Origin of the sequence: Anabaena sphaerica FACHB-251, assembly GCF_014696825.1 — a bacterium.
Classification (GTDB): Bacteria; Cyanobacteriota; Cyanobacteriia; order Cyanobacteriales; family Nostocaceae; genus RDYJ01.
The window spans coordinates 49,049-66,106 of the sequence record NZ_JACJQU010000003.1 but is presented as its reverse complement, the minus strand read 5'-3'; the positions used below and the strand labels follow the sequence as shown (position 1 = coordinate 66,106).

Annotated in this window: 15 protein-coding genes; 9 read left to right on the top strand and 6 right to left on the bottom strand. The window is 38.4% G+C overall.

The features are described 5' to 3' along the window. Positions 1–215: 215 nt before the first annotated feature. The gene (cbiE, locus tag H6G06_RS07470) at positions 216–1,454 is read right to left on the bottom strand and encodes a precorrin-6y C5,15-methyltransferase (decarboxylating) subunit CbiE (protein ID WP_190558643.1); all 1,239 of its coding nucleotides are present in this window, start codon (positions 1,452–1,454) and stop codon (positions 216–218) included. Between the two features lie 237 nt (positions 1,455–1,691). Between cbiE and H6G06_RS07465 the strand changes: the two genes are divergently transcribed. Both H6G06_RS07465 and H6G06_RS07460 read left to right on the top strand, forming a co-directional pair. After that, positions 1,692–2,612 (top strand): M23 family metallopeptidase, encoded by a 921-nt coding sequence (locus H6G06_RS07465; protein WP_190558641.1) that lies wholly within the window; start codon positions 1,692–1,694, stop codon positions 2,610–2,612. A 102-nt stretch (positions 2,613–2,714) separates the two neighbouring features. Then, positions 2,715–3,269, top strand: a complete 555-nt coding sequence (locus tag H6G06_RS07460; RefSeq protein ID WP_190558639.1) for a late competence development ComFB family protein — start codon at positions 2,715–2,717, stop codon at positions 3,267–3,269. A 115-nt stretch (positions 3,270–3,384) separates the two neighbouring features. On the opposite strand, the gene H6G06_RS07455 is transcribed toward H6G06_RS07460, so the two are convergent. After that, positions 3,385–4,185 (bottom strand): L,D-transpeptidase, encoded by an 801-nt coding sequence (locus tag H6G06_RS07455; RefSeq protein ID WP_190558637.1) that lies wholly within the window; start codon positions 4,183–4,185, stop codon positions 3,385–3,387. Between the two features lie 330 nt (positions 4,186–4,515). Between H6G06_RS07455 and H6G06_RS07450 the strand changes: the two genes are divergently transcribed. Both H6G06_RS07450 and H6G06_RS07445 read left to right on the top strand, forming a co-directional pair. Further along, entirely contained in the window at positions 4,516–5,172 is a 657-nt protein-coding gene (locus H6G06_RS07450; protein ID WP_190558635.1) for a sigma-70 family RNA polymerase sigma factor, read from the top strand. A 162-nt stretch (positions 5,173–5,334) separates the two neighbouring features. Continuing rightward, positions 5,335–5,994, top strand: a complete 660-nt coding sequence (locus tag H6G06_RS07445; protein ID WP_190558633.1) for an anti-sigma factor family protein — start codon at positions 5,335–5,337, stop codon at positions 5,992–5,994. Between the two features lie 58 nt (positions 5,995–6,052). On the opposite strand, the gene H6G06_RS07440 is transcribed toward H6G06_RS07445, so the two are convergent. Genes H6G06_RS07440 through H6G06_RS07430 form a run of 3 tightly spaced genes read right to left on the bottom strand, consistent with a single transcriptional unit; the run spans position 6,053 to position 8,497 of the window. Continuing rightward, positions 6,053–6,472: a gamma-glutamylcyclotransferase family protein gene (locus H6G06_RS07440; protein WP_190558631.1), complete on the bottom strand. Its 420-nt coding sequence runs from the start codon at positions 6,470–6,472 to the stop codon at positions 6,053–6,055. Between the two features lie 49 nt (positions 6,473–6,521). Continuing rightward, complete coding sequence (locus H6G06_RS07435) at positions 6,522–7,865, bottom strand: TRAP transporter large permease (RefSeq protein ID WP_190558629.1); 1,344 nt, start codon at positions 7,863–7,865, stop codon at positions 6,522–6,524. Between the two features lie 8 nt (positions 7,866–7,873). Beyond that, entirely contained in the window at positions 7,874–8,497 is a 624-nt protein-coding gene (locus H6G06_RS07430; RefSeq protein WP_190558627.1) for a TRAP transporter small permease subunit, read from the bottom strand. 102 nt (positions 8,498–8,599) lie between these two features. On the opposite strand from H6G06_RS07430, the gene H6G06_RS07425 reads away from it, so the two are divergent. The 5 genes from H6G06_RS07425 (at position 8,600) to H6G06_RS07405 (ending at position 15,557) form a co-directional block, all read left to right on the top strand. Next, positions 8,600–9,739, top strand: coding sequence for a TRAP transporter substrate-binding protein (locus tag H6G06_RS07425; RefSeq protein ID WP_190558625.1), 1,140 nt, complete (start codon positions 8,600–8,602; stop codon positions 9,737–9,739). 275 nt (positions 9,740–10,014) lie between these two features. After that, positions 10,015–12,594 carry a leucine--tRNA ligase gene (gene leuS, locus H6G06_RS07420; RefSeq protein WP_190558623.1) on the top strand — a complete coding sequence of 860 codons (2,580 nt, stop codon included), beginning with the start codon at positions 10,015–10,017 and terminating at the stop codon, positions 12,592–12,594. Positions 12,595–12,782: 188 nt separating this feature from the next. After that, positions 12,783–14,633, top strand: coding sequence for an AIPR family protein (locus tag H6G06_RS07415; protein WP_190558622.1), 1,851 nt, complete (start codon positions 12,783–12,785; stop codon positions 14,631–14,633). Between the two features lie 163 nt (positions 14,634–14,796). Beyond that, positions 14,797–15,159: a hypothetical protein gene (locus H6G06_RS07410; protein WP_190558620.1), complete on the top strand. Its 363-nt coding sequence runs from the start codon at positions 14,797–14,799 to the stop codon at positions 15,157–15,159. Next, entirely contained in the window at positions 15,156–15,557 is a 402-nt protein-coding gene (locus H6G06_RS07405; protein WP_190558618.1) for an HNH endonuclease, read from the top strand. Before H6G06_RS07410 ends, H6G06_RS07405 begins: the two co-directional genes overlap by 4 nt. A gap of 83 nt (positions 15,558–15,640) precedes the next feature. Here H6G06_RS07405 and H6G06_RS07400 read toward each other — a convergent pair whose 3' ends face one another. Then, complete coding sequence (locus H6G06_RS07400; protein ID WP_190558616.1) at positions 15,641–16,387, bottom strand: methyltransferase domain-containing protein; 747 nt, start codon at positions 16,385–16,387, stop codon at positions 15,641–15,643. Between the last annotated feature and the right edge of the window lie 671 nt (positions 16,388–17,058).

Genomic DNA, 17,058 nt, shown 5'->3' with positions numbered 1-17,058 from the left:
TATAGCGATCCTATTTGAGTTGAGAACTTATCGGTGATAGCGTAGCGTGACGTAAGTCATGGGAAGGGAACAGGGAACAGGGAACAGGGAACAGAAAGTGTTCATGAATCATTTAGGATTGCTATATAACTGTATTTAGCTATTAACATTAATTATCTATTAAAGGGTTCTTTCATCTATCTAAAGTAACACAATAATAGATTTTTTTGAAGGAATTAATTGCAGCATAATTCAGTAGTTAGTAGAGACGATTTATATGCTACCCACTGCGTGACTGGAGACATTCCTTTCCAACCTAAAAATTTACCAATTGGTTCTGCACGTTGAATGGAAATTCTGGTAAAATTTCCCCCTGCTTTTTCATACCATTCAAATAACGTTTTTTCCCCTTCCAAGGTCACAACATTAGCCACCATTCTCCCCCCAGGACGCAACCTGTTCCAACATAGATCAAATAGTCCTGGTGCGGTGACACCACCACCGATAAAAATAGCATCAGGTGTGGGTAATTCTTGGATAACTTCTGGTGCTTTACCAGCTATAATTTGTAAATTTGGTGTACCTAAAGCAGCAGCATTATCAGTTATATAATTTAGTCTATTAGCATTTTGTTCAATAGCGATCGCCCGACACCGGAAATTACTCCGCATCCATTCTATAGAAATAGAACCACAACCCGCACCAATATCCCAAAGTAACTCCCCCGGTAAAGGTGCTAAAGTTGATAATGTCACTGCTCTAACTTCCCGTTTTGTTAACTGTCCATCATGGTGAAAAGCATTGTCAGGTAAACCGGGAAATCTCGATAAACCCACTATTCCCACATCAGCAATACATTCCACAGCAACAGTATTTAAAGCAGCAATTTCTGTTTCTTGCCAACTAGCGGATCTACCTGTGAAAATCCGTTCATGAATACCGCCCATCCTTTCTAAAATGGTAATTTTACTATCACCATAACCCCTGTTTGTCAACATTTTTGCCACAATTCCCGGTGTATTTTTTCCCTCACTTAAAATCAATAATTTCCCACCTGGATAAATGTAAGATTGCAGTAGGGAAGCAGGACGGCCGCATAAACTCAAAGTTTCCACTTCCAGGAAATTCCATCCTAACCGGGAACAAGCCAGACTAAAAGCCGAAGGTGCAGGAATAATAGTAATTTCAGAAATAGGAATATGTTTAATAATAGTTGCACCCACACCGTAACACATTGGGTCGCCACTAGCTACAATGCAAATTGACTCACCGCGACGGTTGATAATTTCTGTGATGGAAGTATCAAAAGGAGATTTCCAGGTGATTTTTTCCCGTCTATCATTAGGGGGTAACATAGCAAGATGACGTTCCCCACCAATGATAATTTTAGCTTGCTCAAGGACAGCAAGAGCGATCGCGCTTAATCCCTGGATTCCATCTTCACCTATTCCGATTATTGATAACCACTTTTTCATGATTCGTAATTCGTAATTATGGAATTTACGTCAATTTTCAGGTAAAATATTATATTCTATACCGATCCTAAATAATAGAATTCCTATATATAATTTTCGATATGCTTTAAGTTCCGTATATATCTCTGTGCATCTTTATAAGCTAACAGATGCAAATTTTTTTCTCTTGAAGTGGAAACACCAGAGGGAATAAGTTAGTCTGTTGTTCAACAGCAGCAACAGATTTTTTCATAACCTATGACGACCAAAGCTCAAGTTATTAATCCTGAGGATAAGTTAAAGTGTGTTGGTGTCAGCAGTGTCACTAGGATGTTAATGGGAATATTTGCCGCTGTTCCCATAGCTTTCAGTTTGCCAGCAGAGGCTTTAGAAGTAAAGATCCTACCTGAGAAACCACAATTGGGAGATACAATTTCGGTATTAATTGAAGCAGATAGTCAAGAAATACCAAGTAATCCTACTGTGACAGTTGGAGAAAAAACATATCCTGCCTTTGAAATTGCCCCAAATAAGTACCGATCCTTTATTCCTACCACTCCACTGGAAAAAGCTGGAGTCAGAAAAGTTACAGTGACAGGAAATGGACAGGAGCAACGAAATCTAGCAGTTTACGTAGGCGATCGCAAATTTCCCGTCCAACGCATCAACCTACCACCAGGAAAAGCCGGAGTTAGAGCCACAGAATATGAACTAAAACGGGCAAAGGAGTTTAAAGCTCTACAAACACCGGAAAAATATTGGAATGGTGTTTTCCTCAGACCAAATAAAGGAAGAATGACGACAACCTATGGTGTAAGGCGCTACTATAATGGTAAATTTGCAAATGATTACTACCATCGTGGTCTAGACTACGCTGGTGCATCCGGTTCAGCCGTAATTGCTCCAGCAGCTGGCAAAGTAGCTTTAGTTGGCACAGTATCCCAAGGATTCCGAGTTCATGGTAACGTAGTTGGCATTGACCACGGTCAGGGAGTCACCAGCATTTTCATGCACCTCAGTCGCATTAATGTCAAAGAGGGTGATATTGTCAAAGCTGGTCAGCTAATTGGTGCAGTAGGTTCTACCGGTGCTTCTACTGGGCCTCACTTACACTGGGGTCTATATGTGAATGGACAATCTATTGATCCCACATCTTGGAAAGCTAAGATCTTTGATTAGTAATTCCTAATTCGTAATTCCTAATTCGTAATAGAAATAACAATTATGAATTAGGAATTATGAATTATAAATGATATGGCTTAAATTTAATCGTGAGAATTTATGAGTATTAAAAAAATTGTTGAACAAGCTCTCCAGGACGGTTATCTGACACCAGCAATGGAAGCAGAAGTTGGTAGAATCTGTGATAACGCCTCAGATCTCTCAATTGAAGAGTACATGGCGCTTGATCTATTGATGGGTTCATTGCTGACTGGTGAAGTAGTAGCAGTACCTCGCAAACAGTTTATTAACGTTATGGAAGAATTGGTACTGACTGAGGTAATCGCTAAAGTAGCCGAAATTGAAGCCAGCTGTGAAAGCTCTTTAGATGTGGGAGATATCACTGCTTACGCCCTCAACCGTCTACCACCCCTGTATGCTACGACAGAAGAAGGCGCAAATTACCAACGCCAACGCGCTAAAACAGAACTTCAGGAAATTATCTCTCAACAAGTAGCCAAAGCTATTGATCGTTACTTGGATCAACCTGAATTCTTCCCAGAACGTCAAGCTTTAGGGAAAACTACTGGTAACGATGTTCTTAGTCAAGTCAGTAACTTACTTCAAGTCTACGCACCTAATTTTGAGCAAAACGCACAGGACTCTTCAAAATAGTTGACAGGTGAATAGGGAATAGGCAAGAGGCAAAAGGCAAAAGGCAAAAGTTGATGAATTTTACCCAGTCCCCAGTCCCCAGTCCCCAGTCCCCAGTCCCCAGCCTCCTGCGGTTTCAGTCTCGCACTAATACTGTTGTGCCTAAGCTAACTTGATCATATAACATTCGCACATCAGGATTACGCATTCTTAAGCAACCATGAGACACAGCTGCTCCCACTAAGTCAGTATCAGGTGTACCATGAAAGCCAATTTCGTTTCTGCCATCTGACCAAAAACCAATCCATCTGTCACCCAAAGGACTATCCGTACCTGCTTCAAATACTTGCCCAGTAATCGGATGCTTCCAAATTGGGTGATGTTCCTTATGTATGACTTGAAAATTACCTGTTGGTGTTTCCCAACCTTTTTTACCTACAGCAATGGGATAACTAGCGATCACTTGGTCATAGCGGTGAACATAGACCCGGCGATCGCTTATATCAACTACAACTTGTACCTGAGTAGACCCTAGTCCCTGAACAGATTTGGCCTCAGCCACACCGGGAAAGAAAAAGCCCTTCGGTCTGTTGTTTGTTTTCTGGTTCTCTCCTTGTCCTTGTCCTGGCACTACCAGCTTTGTCTTTTTTGGTGTATCCGCAGCACTAGCCACATATTTTTTACCAGCAACAGAATTTGATGGAGACGAGGGAAAAGAAGCACCCAAAGCCGTTTCCCCAATGCTAATCCCTTCAGATTGGTTATGACTAGAGTCATTGGGGGCAGTAGAATTTTTCCTTAATGTAGTGGAAAAAGACGGATTTAACTGCGCTGTGGTTTTCATGTTGTGCCAATGGACAGCGAGAGACAAAATTGCTGTGCCAAAACAGAGGAACATCACCATCCGCGCTACAGATTCATTTCTTGCCATTGCCATTGCTTATTGTTTATCCCTGACATATCTGGCTCATTAAAATTATGGACTGCCTAGAGCAGCCAATTAGCAAAGAATTTATCAATAATTATCAGTTGTCTCATTACGCTGACAATATCTTCATCATCTATAGATAGTCCTTTTTGTCAAGGGGCAGTAGTCAGTTGTTTACATGAATACAATTTACTGACTGTTTTACCATACCCCACACCCAGATTAGGGATTTCTGCTATATACTTCCGTGTTCCGATCATAAATCCGTCACGTAACTTAGGAACATCTGGCAGATTATCAGGTCTAATGATAAGGGATTATTTAAAGCCAGTACGATCTATGAGTCAATCGATTACTGTATCCTGGTCAGCTGTTGATGCAACTTATTCACAAGCATCGGTGCAAGTTGACAAACTCTCAAATCACGATCTTATTTTGCGCTGTCAAGCAGGATTGCGTCCAGATAAAGCTGCCTTCGCAGAACTGTTGCGACGCTATCAGACTCAGGTGGATAGGGTTCTATACCACCTGGCTCCTGACTGGTCTGACAGAGCCGACTTGGCTCAAGAAGTTTGGATTCGCGTCTATCGGCATATTAACCGATTGCAAGAACCTGCTAAATTTCGGGGTTGGTTAAGCCGTATTGCTACTAACTTGTTCTACGACGAGTTGCGTAAACGCAAACGGGTTGTCGCTCCCCTCTCACTGGATGCTCCCCGCTCGCTAGAAGATGGTGAGATGGATTGGGAAATTGCCGGTGATACACCAGGCCCAGAGGAAGAACTCACAACTAGAGAATTTTACGAGCAACTGCGAGAAGCGATCGCCGATTTACCAGAGGTGTTCCGTACTACAATTGTCCTGAGAGAAATCGAAGGTCTGCCCTATGAAGAAATTGCCGAAATCACCGGCGTTTCTCTAGGAACTGTAAAATCGAGAATAGCTAGAGCTAGAACCAGATTGCAATCCCAGTTGCAACCTTATCTCGATACGTAAATCAATTGACGATCATCTTCCTCAATTCCATGATGGTAGAATTGAAAATTAGTAATAATTGTGGTAATAAATAGATTTTTCTGCCCTTTACCAGCAAAATTGCTTAAATTCTCAAATTTATCCGCTGTGTTTACCCGTGTATGACTTGGTAAAAACGTTAGAATGAATACTGATTCTCAGTTTAATGACCGTTCCCCCTCACAACTCCCTGGTGACGTATCCAATGGAATGGCTGATAGCGATAGCGTGGCGCAAGCCATATATACCAATGAATCAACGGGTACTAAGGATATGGAGAACCGTGATTGCTTACAGCACAACGAAACTGACCGCTTCGAGTTATTGAGTGCTTACCTCGATGGCGAAGTTACTGCTACCGAACGTAAGCAAGTAGAACAATGGCTGGACACGGATGACTCAGTTAAGTGCTTGTATGCACGACTTTTAAAGCTGAGGCAAGGTGTACGAACCATGCCCATACCAGCATCTGAACAGTCACCAGAAGTCACATTCCAACAAGTTTGGAAACGCTTACGCCACCGTTACCAGTTAGGTTGGATGTTTGGTGGTGCAGCTGTAGCGGCTTGTGTCATTGGTACAATATCTGGCTTCATCCCAGGTAATACATCCAAATGGGAACTTGCACAACAAAAAATACAACCAACAGCAGTAATAAAACAGCCAGCAGCGCCTGTTTCACCGCTAATGGTAGCCTTGAATAACCCTGTCATTGAAATTCCCAAAACGGCAGTGGCTTTACCAAAAAAGCCCGTTAATCAGTCGAAAACTTTAGAACGAGACACAGAATTAGACATCAACTAATTTAGAGGTGACAGGTGACAGGTGACAGGTGACAGGTGAGACTTTAAAAGCTTTGACGTTAACTGTTCCAACAGCCGTCCATCTGAGGAATACCACCGAATCGGTCAACCTTTTCTGGTGTCATTAAGTACGCCCAAGCCCAACCCAAAGATAAGCCGATTGGCTCAAAAATCTCTATAGATTGCCGATTATAGAGGTTTTTTGATGTTGGTCTTGTGGAATCATAATCTTCTAAATCATCCAACGCTGTTAAAATCGCGGAGTCAGCAAAATAGAGCAAATAACCGTGAACTTTGCCATCTCCTAAAGTCATCGCGGGATAACCCATTGGTAAAGTAAACAATTTACCTGATGTTATTGCTTTTTTTGCTCTTAATACTTGACGTTCACACAAGTGATAATTAGCTTCACCTGGTTTGAGAGTACCATATACAAAAACTCGTAAAATTTGAGGTATGTTGATATTTTCTCCCGTCATATCATGTCCGGCTGAAATGAAAACTTAATTACGCATTACGCATTATTTTTCAACTCCCCTTTGTTGCCGAAATATCAATTAACCAGCGGACAGTTTGCGGGCAAAAAATCACAATTAACAACACAATAAACTGTAAGACCATAAAAGGAATAGCACTTTTATGAATATCCAAGGTACTCACTTCTTTAGGGGCAACACTTTGTAAATAAAACAAAGAAAATCCCACAGGTGGAGAAATAAAAGCCGTTTGTAAATTAATGGCTATTACCACACCAAACCAAACCATATCAATATTTAAAGCTTGGGCTGCTGGTACAAATAAAGGCATAGCAATAAAGCAAATTTCCATAAATTCTAGAAAAACTCCCAGAGCAAAAATTGCTAAATTACTCACAATTAAAAACCCCCAATATCCTCCAGGTAAACCTGTTAATAAATTAGTAATGAGAGTTTTTCCACCCAAAGCATCAAACACCAAACTAAACATCGAAGAACAGAAGAGAATCATGACCACCAAAGAAGTAATTACTGCGGTAGAATGAGCAGCATCACGAATTAATTGTGGTGTTAAACGTTTATTAAAAGCTGCAAGAACAGAAGCCCCAACCGCACCAACTGCACCTGCTTCTGTGGGAGTGGCAACACCAAAAAAAATACTGCCTAATACTGCAAAAATTAAAAGAATAGGAGGAACAACCGCTTTAAAAACTTTCTTAATTAATTGACTACCTTGAGGAATTTCCACATCCGCAGGGATAGGTGGAACTTTTTCCGGTTGAAAAAAAGCTAGTCCTAAAATATAGAGAATATAAGAACCAGATAACATTAATCCGGGAATTAATGCCCCTAAAAATAAATCTCCGACAGAAACACCAATTTGATCACTAAGAATTACTAAGACTAAACTCGGAGGAATTAACTGGGCTAAAGTACCAGAAGCAACTATTACCCCAGCAGCTAATTTTTTATCATAGCCATAGCGTAACATTACAGGTAATGATAACATTCCCATAACAATTACTGTGGCAGCGACAACTCCCGTTGTTGCGGCTAAAACCGTTCCTACTAAAACAACTGCTAACGCTAATCCTCCCCGTAAACGACTTAAAACAATCCCAATAGTTTCTAATAACTCTTCCGCTAATCCAGACTTTTCTAAAACCGCACCCAGAAAAACAAAAAAGGGAATAGCGAGTAAAGTAAAATTAGACATTGTACCGAACCAACTATTGGGTAATAGTAGTAGACGAGCAGGATTAAAAGCCCCTACTGCTGTACCAATAAGTCCAAAAACAATGGCTGTACCGGCAAAGGAAAAAGCGACAGGAAAGCCACTCATGAGAATAAAGAAAAAGCCGACAAACATGAAAATTGCTAACCATTCAAAACCCATAATTTCCCCTATTCAATATTGATATTTTCGGATGTCTCTAAGCGAATTTGTTCCGCTACTTGGTGATAGCCTAATAATACTGCTAGATATTTAATTGCTTGAGAAATACTTTGTAAAAGCAGCAATAATAACCCTATCGGAACCATAGTTTTTATCGGTGCGCGGGGTAAACCATTAGCATCAGAAGATATTTCCCAAGTTCCCCAACTACCATCACTTGACCTTCCCCAAGACTGTAAAACTGGGTTGAATGTTACCCAAATGCCAATTAGACAAAAGGGAATTAAAAATAAAATTGTTCCTACAAAATCAACTAAGGCGCGTTTTTTTTCACTCATATTAGTGTAGAGAAAATCAACCCGCACATTTTCTCCATGCCGTAAAATATAAACAAAACCTAGTAAAAAAGTTAGAGAAAACAAATACCATTGCAGTTCTAATAAAGCGTTAGAAGATAATTGCACTCCAATGAAACGCCCCAGATAACGAGCTACTACATTAAAAAAACCAACTCCTATTGTGAGTAAAACTAGCCAATTGGATAACCATCCCAATTTATCAGCACAATTGTCAATAAATTGTGAAAATTTTAACAACCTACTGATTAAAGAAAATCTTCTTGATTCACGCATAAACAAGAAACATATAAATTAAGCATCTTATTTTACCTGAATTGTTGCATCAATATGATATTGTGGGAACATCTTTATGGTTAGTAAATAGTATTAACTTTTATGAAACGTCGAGCTATTGTTAACAGATTATCTCAAAGTGCGATCGCAGCTACAGGAGTAGCAATTGTCGGTGGCTGTCAAAAAGCCCAAACTCAAGGTGCAAAGGCACAAGCAGACACCAGCAACTTGCCCACCATTAAATGGCAAATGGCGACAAGTTGGCCATTATCCTTAGAAACCATTTTTGGCGGAGCGCAAGTTTTGGCAGATCGTGTCAAAGCCCTAACAAACGGTAAATTTATCATCGAACCCCGTGCAGCTGGAGAAATAGCCCCCGGTTTAGAAGTTCTCAATGTTGTTTCTCAAGGCGCAGTACAAGCAGGACATACTGCCGCTTATTACTACATCGGAAAAAGTCCCGCTCTGGCATTTGGTACATCAGTACCATTTGGACTCAATGCCCAACAACAAAATGCTTGGTTATATGAAGGGGGAGGTTTAGCTAAACTTCAGGAAATTTACGCACGCAAATTTAATGTAATTCAATTTCCTGCGGGAAATACGGGTACACAGATGGGGGGATGGTTTCGCAAGGAAGTTAAAACAGTCAATGACCTCAAGGGCTTAAAAATGCGTATCCCCGGTTTAGGCGGACAAGTTATGGCCAAACTAGGAGTAACAGTGCAGACTCTCCCTGGAGGAGACATCTTTCAAGCCTTACAAACAGGGGCTATTGATGCAGCAGAGTGGGTAGGCCCTTATGATGATGAAAAATTAGGTTTAAATAAAGTCGCTAAATTTTACTATTATCCAGGTTGGTGGGAACCAGGCCCAACTCTAGAAGTACAAGTCAATTTAGATGAATGGAAAAAGCTACCACCTCAATACCAAGCAGCTTTAGAAACCGCTGCATATCAGTCGAATACGACAATGTTAGCTCGTTATGATACCCGCAATAGTGAGTCATTAGAAAAACTATTAAAAACGGGTACTCAACTTCGTGCTTATAGTCAGGAAATTCTGGAAGCAGCCGAAAAAGCTTCTTTTGCTTTATATGATGAGTTTGCGGCTAAAGATGCTGATTTTAAAGCTGTTTATGAACAGTGGAAACCCTTTAGAGATCGGATGTATGGTTGGAACAATCTCAATGAAGGTAGTTTAACCCGTTATGCTTATGGGAAACTGAAGGCAGGGAATTGAGAGTTTCCTTAATCAGCAATCAGTCCGGTTTGACATCTAGGGTTATGCAATTTTTATACTTAGTTTAAAAGCAAAATTGTGGTTTTTAACTAATAGTTTGGTAGAAGAGGTACTGAAGAACCAAACTGTTAGTTAAAAGAAATCGAGGTATTCTCTCTTTGCGCCTCTGCGCCTCTGCGTGAGAAAAAATCATCCCATTAAACACTCAGCAGATACGCACCATCTAGATTATGCCACAATAGCGAAACTAGGAAAAAACATTAGGAGTTTTAATTGTGGAGTCCCCCCAAAAAACATTATACCAACCAGCCACAATTGAGGAAAAATGGCAAAAAACATGGTTAGAACTTGGCTTAGATAAAACACCTCAAGATCAAAACAAGCCAAAATTCTACGCGCTTTCCATGTTTCCTTACCCATCTGGAAGCTTGCACATGGGTCACGTCCGTAACTATACAATTACTGATGTGATTGCCCGCCTCAAACGTATGCAAGGGTATCGGGTATTACATCCAATGGGTTGGGATGCCTTTGGACTACCAGCAGAAAACGCCGCTATTGATAGAGGTGTACCCCCTGCTAAATGGACATATCAAAATATTGCCCAGATGCGGCAACAATTACAGCGTCTGGGTTTATCCTTAGATTGGGAATGTGAAGTTGCTACGTGTTCCCCAGATTATTACAAATGGACACAGTGGATTTTTCTGCAATTTTTACAAGCTGGTTTAGCTTATCAAAGAGAAGCCGCAGTTAACTGGGACCCCATTGACCAAACTGTATTAGCAAACGAACAAGTTGACAGTGAAGGACGTTCTTGGCGAAGTGGTGCAATTGTAGAACGTAAATTACTGCGTCAATGGTTTTTCAAAATTACCGACTACGCCGAAGAATTATTAAATGATTTGGATAAACTGCCTGGTTGGCCAGAACGGGTAAAATTAATGCAGGCCAACTGGATTGGAAAATCCACCGGTGCATATTTAGAATTTCCTATTGTTGGTGCAGAGGAAAAAATCGGCGTTTATACTACCCGTCCCGACACCGTTTATGGTGTTAGCTACGTCGTATTAGCCCCAGAACACCCCTTAACTCAAGTTGTCACCACTTCAGAACAAAAAGCGGCAGTAGAAGCCTTTATTAAAGAAGTTAGCAACCAAAGCGAGTTAGAAAGAACCGCAGAAGACAAACCAAAACGGGGTATTCCTACTGGTGGGAAAGCTATCAACCCCTTCACCGGGGAAGAAGTGCCGATTTGGATTGCAGATTATGTACTCTATGAATATGGTACAGGTGCGGTGATGGGTGTACCTGCCCATGATGTGCGAGATTTCAAATTTGCAAAAGAACAGAATTTAGCAATTAAAGTTGTAATTGTCCCAGAAATTGGTGCAGAGGAAACTTTAAAATCAGCATACACAGAAGCAGGAATTTTAGTTAATTCCGGTGACTTTAATGGCATGAATTCTGTAGATGCGAAAAAGGCAATTATCGAATTTGCAGAAAAACAAGACTTCGGTAAATTAAGAATACAATATCGCCTCAGAGATTGGTTGATTTCTCGACAACGTTATTGGGGCGCACCTATCCCTGTTATTCACTGTCCTAATTGTGGAATTGTGCCTGTACCTGATAAAGATTTACCTGTACAATTACCAGAAGATATCGAATTAAGTGGACGTGGTGGTTCACCTTTAGCACAGTTGGAAAGTTGGGTAAATGTGCCTTGTCCAACTTGCGGTACTCCTGCGAAACGGGAAACCGACACGATGGATACTTTTATTGATTCTTCGTGGTATTTCTTGCGCTTTACTGATGCTAAAAATGAAAATCAGGTTTTTGATGTCAGTAAAGTTAATGATTGGATGCCTGTAGATCAATATGTAGGTGGAATTGAACACGCAATTTTACATTTATTGTATTCGCGTTTCTTCACCAAAGTATTGAGAGATAGAGGTTTATTTAACTTTGATGAACCATTTCAACGCCTATTAACTCAGGGAATGGTACAAGGTTTAACTTACATGAATCCAAATAAAGGTGGTAAGGATAAATGGATTGCTTCTAATTTAGTTGATGCTAATAATCCTGTAGATCCGCAAACCGGAGAACCTTTACAACGTCTCTATGCTACCATGTCCAAATCAAAAGGAAATGGTGTAGCACCGGAAGATGTCATTAATAAATATGGCATTGATACGGCGCGGATGTTCATTTTATTTAAAGCACCTCCTGAGAAAGATTTAGAATGGGATGAGGCTGATGTTGAGGGACAATTCCGCTTTTTAAATCGGGTTTGGCGGTTGGTGACAGATTACGCTGCGGCAGGAGTTTGTAAGCAAAAAGCCGATTTGGAGAAGTTAAGTAAAGAGGAAAAAGATTTAAGGAGAGCGATTCATATTGCAATTCAAGCAATTACGGAAGATGTGGAAGATGAATATCAATTCAATACCGCAATTTCGGAATTAATGAAGTTAAGTAATGCGTTGACTGATGCTAAATGTAATAATTCGCCAATTTATGCAGAAGGTATTCAAACTTTGGTGATTATGTTAGCGCCTTTTGCGCCCCATATTGCTGATGAATTATGGCATTTGTTGGGGAATAAGGGGACGATACATACACAAGTTTGGCCGAGTTTTGATCCTGCGGCTTTGATAGCTGATGAAATTACTTTGGTAATTCAAATTATGGGTAAAACTCGCGGTTCTATTCAAGTTCCTTCCCAGTTAGATAAGGCTGAGTTGGAAAGATATGCGCGGGAGTCTGAAGTGGCGAAGCGTTATATTGAAGGGAAGGAAGTTAAAAAAGTGATTGTTGTTCCTGGTAAGTTGGTGAATTTCGTTTTGGGTTAATTTGGTTTGTAGGTTGTATGCGATACACTCTGACCTCTCTCCTGCGATAAGAGAGGCTTTGAGTCTTGTCCCCTTCCCTGCTAGGGAAGGGGTTGGGGGGTAGGTCTGTATTAGATTCAACTGCAAACCGCTATATTCTTCATTTTATACTACAATTAAATATATCTTACTCAACTAAAACAATAACTATGAGTTTAAAAATATTACTAGAAGACCAAATCGAAAAATTATTTAGTGATAACCCTGAATTAACTTCGGTTAAAAAGAATAGATTTGAAATAGCTACAGCTTCATTTTCTAATTTCAAATTTTTAAATGGTCTTGAGTTTGACGATCTTATTGATGGGATAATGGGTGAAGGAGGTGATGAGGGAATTGATCTTTGTTATGTTTATTGCAATGGAATTTTAGTTAAAGATATATCACATCCTATAACCAAAGACAGCACAGTAAAGGTTAAATTTTTTCAAATTAAAAAAGAAGACGGCTTTTCAACAGATGGTTTCAGAAAATTAAAGGAAGGCATTGAACAAATTTTTAATCTTGAAATTACAATAGAAAAACTTAGAACTATTGGAGCTAATGAAGAAATATTAGAAATAACAGAGCTAATTAGAAAGGTCTTTAGAAAATCAAGAGTTGAGAAAGCAAAATTCTCTTGTGAAGTTTTTTTTGTCACAATTTCTTCGGAAATGAGAATATCCCCAAAAATAAGGTATTTAGAAGAAGAACTTAAAAACAATATTTTGACAATACCATATGAATTTAATTATTTGGGCGTTCAGGATTTGCTTGATTTAACAAGCAAAACAGATGAACAGATAGAAATTAAATTTGACTCACAACCTTTGAATATTTCTGAAAAAGACGTTGAAACTACAGGCTTTGCTGGATTTGTTAATGGAAATGACTTACTTAAGAGTCTTATTGATACAGAAGGTAATTTTAAAAGCCATTTAACTGAAGGAAATGTTCGCTTCTTTCTAGGTGAAGATAAAAAAATAAATTCATCTATAATAGACACCGCGTTAGATGAGAGTAAATCATCTAATTTTTGGGCAATGAATAATGGTTTAACAATCATTGGAGATTCAATTGTATCATTAGACGCTAAAGGCTACAGTGTAACCAATCCACAAATAGTAAATGGATGTCAAACAATTCATTGTCTTTATATTGCATATACAAGAGATAATAAGAATAAGTTACCAGAAAATTTGAAAGTTTTTGTAAAATTAGTAAAAACAGAAAATCTAGATATACAAACAGATATAATTAGTGCAACAAATTCTCAGAATCCAGTTAAATCAGCAAGCCTAAAAGCTAACGACTATATACAACGAAATATTGAGAAATACTTAAAAGAAGTTGGTATTTATTATGAACGAAGAGATAACTATTATAAAAGACAAGGTATTACTGGAAATAAAGTAATAGGGCTTTTAAAGATGGCTCAAATTATTCACACGGTAGTAAATAAAGAAGCTATTTTAGCAGTCAATGATACTACAACACTTTTTGATACGAAAACTAAATATAACTCTATTTTCAATGACAAAGCAGATTTTGACTTATATAAATTTTCAACTATCCTTTATCAAAAAATTTGGACAATAAAAAATTCTGACATTAGAACAAATGATTATCAGAATGAACAAAGAGATTTAATTTCAAAAGGTGGCTTTATTTTCTTACATATTATGAGTTCACTAATTTTTAGTGATGCAGAATATCAAGAAGGTCAAGTTACCCAAAAGTCTAAACTTATAAATAATATAGAAATTCAGGCGAAGAAAAATGAATTTACAAAGCGTAAATCCTGGCTATTTGATAAAATATCAGATGATGCATTGCTAGATAAATATTACACTATTTCCAAAGAAATATTTTTTACTGCGGCAGAAGAGTATTCGATAACTCTAAATAAATCAAAAAATAGTTTATTTAAATTTAGAGGCTTTGATAAGGACTATTTAAAACCACAGATTGACAAGTACCTTACTAAGAAAGAAGAAGGACAAAAGATAATCAAAGATTAAACAGAAGAATAACTTAAAAATCAGAATTAGAAACAGTTTGTAGGTTGGGTTAAATGAAATGCAACCCAATTTATGTATTATTGTTGCTTGATGTTGGGTTTCCTTACGTCAACCCAACCTACGGACTATAATAGATAAATAACAGATATCCTTGTTCAGCGTTATGACTACAGTTGCTATTGTACCTACATCAAATGCCAATGGAGAAAAATCCTATTGTGCAATTTCTGGAGATAAACAGTCTATTGGCAAAACTGCCGGTCAAGCTTTAGATGCTTTGACTATACAGTTAGGTGAAGTTGAATTTCGAGCATTATTAATTATAGATAACTTTCGTCCTGATCAATTTTTCACTAATGAGCAAAAACAACGTTTATCAGAACTGATGAGTATGTGGAGAACAGCACGAGATCAAGGACAAACACTTCCCTCAGAAATACAACTTGAATTAGATAATCTTGTTGATGCTGAACTCAATGCTGCTACAGCCAGAACTGCATCTTTAGCACAACAATTGAATCAATGAATCCATTTTATCATCTAGTAGCAGATCGCGCTTTTCGTCGCTGTGAATATTGTCATGCACCTGAATTAGTATTTAATTTTCCCTTTGAAGTTGAACATATAGTTCCTACTTCTCGTGGAGGTGCTAATGTTGAAATTAATTTAGCCCTTGCTTGTCGTTCTTGTAACCTGCGAAAAGGATCTCGTATTAGTGAAATAGATCCCGAATCTAATACAGAAGTTCGTCTTTTTAATCCTAGAGAAGATAGATGGGAAAAGCATTTTCAAGTTAATTCTGAAACGGGTTTGATTATAGGTATAACGCCTATTGGAAGAGTAACTGTAAAGAGTTTAGAGCTAAATAGTCAATCTCAAGTGATAGCAAGACAATTATGGATTCGTTTGGGATTATTTCCGTAAAATTTGCAACTATATAAACTAATTTTAAGTTGTAGGTTGGGTTAAATAAAATGCAACCCAACCTACAATTTTATAGCTGAATTTTAAACTTCTGGCTTCACACCAGTTACGTAAATTGATTCATCTCTGTATTGTTCAACGTCTGTTTCACCTAACAAACCTTCTTGAAAACTGGCTGCTTTTACTTGAGTAAAACCTGACTCTTCCATCACCAAAGCTAATAATTCAGGATCATACATAAATCTATGTCCCCAACCATAAATAAGTCTGTTTTTAGATAACATCCGGTTGTTAACTTCTTGACCTTCTGGGACTTTAGAATTATTGTAGGCTTCTAAATAAGGTACAGCAACACGGATACACCCACCAGGTTTGAGGTAAGATAAGCAATTTTTCAGGGCTGTTGTTGCGGAAAGAGGATGAATGTGTTCTAAAACATGAGACAATATTATGCTATCAGCAACCTCGAATAAATTCTCATCGTAAACTGTTAGATTCAACAATAAATCATACTTTACTTTAGATTTTCCCGAAATAAATCTGAAAGCACTTTCAATTCCCCATTGTCCGTATATTCGTACCAGATCAGCATTAATATATTCTTCTTGTTCATCCCCCAAGCAACCAATATTTAAAACTACGTTCTCTCTATTTAAAATCGCTATTTTCTTTTTGTTATAACCTCTCCGTTGCATTAATACTGTCAAATTGACACTCAACCATTGTTTAAAGATTCCCTGGACTTCACGTAAGCTGAGTGAAGGAGGTGCAATAACTCTGGCTATCTTTTCAAACTCTTGTAATAAAATTTCTTTTTCAGTAGTTTGCATATTTGTCAAGAAATTGAATAGGTCAAGGAATTATTATTTTTGCTAATTAAAAACTGAAATCTCTCACCCTGGATCATAGATAGTAAGCTGACAGCGTTTGCTAATCTCGACAGGTTGCGGAAATCTCTCCGTTTAGACAGGATAAACTCTAAGGTTTATCCTGCATTGGGAGATAGCCTTGACCGTCCCAGCAGCTTTGAGTAGGTGATACATTTCAACTTTGAATTAGCCTTTGAAAATATAGTAATATATCCGAGTATCTTGTGCAAAATTATTACTCCGAGTATGCGCTAGGGTGAGAGTATGTGTGATGAATTAGGAAATGAGTAAAAAATATATCAAATTTTCATACGTAAATACCGTAAATACAACACTAAAAAAAGCCATAAATAAAGTATACTTCAGTCCTTGTCAGCAACTACAGCCCTAAAAAATTGCTTTGGTTACTTAAAACCTGGTGCAGGTATAAGCATTGCCGTCCCTTATGTTTGTACCTCATTAGACATCTCCGAAAAAGAATGTAGAGACGTTCCATGGAACGTCTCTACAAGGGTTCTAGGATACGCATATTTAATTTCCGGAGATGTCTATTTACCTGCAATCTGCTGTATCAAAAAAATAGTCGGCTCAAGCCGACTTTATCTATGAGCCAGGGAATATGGCTTACGCCA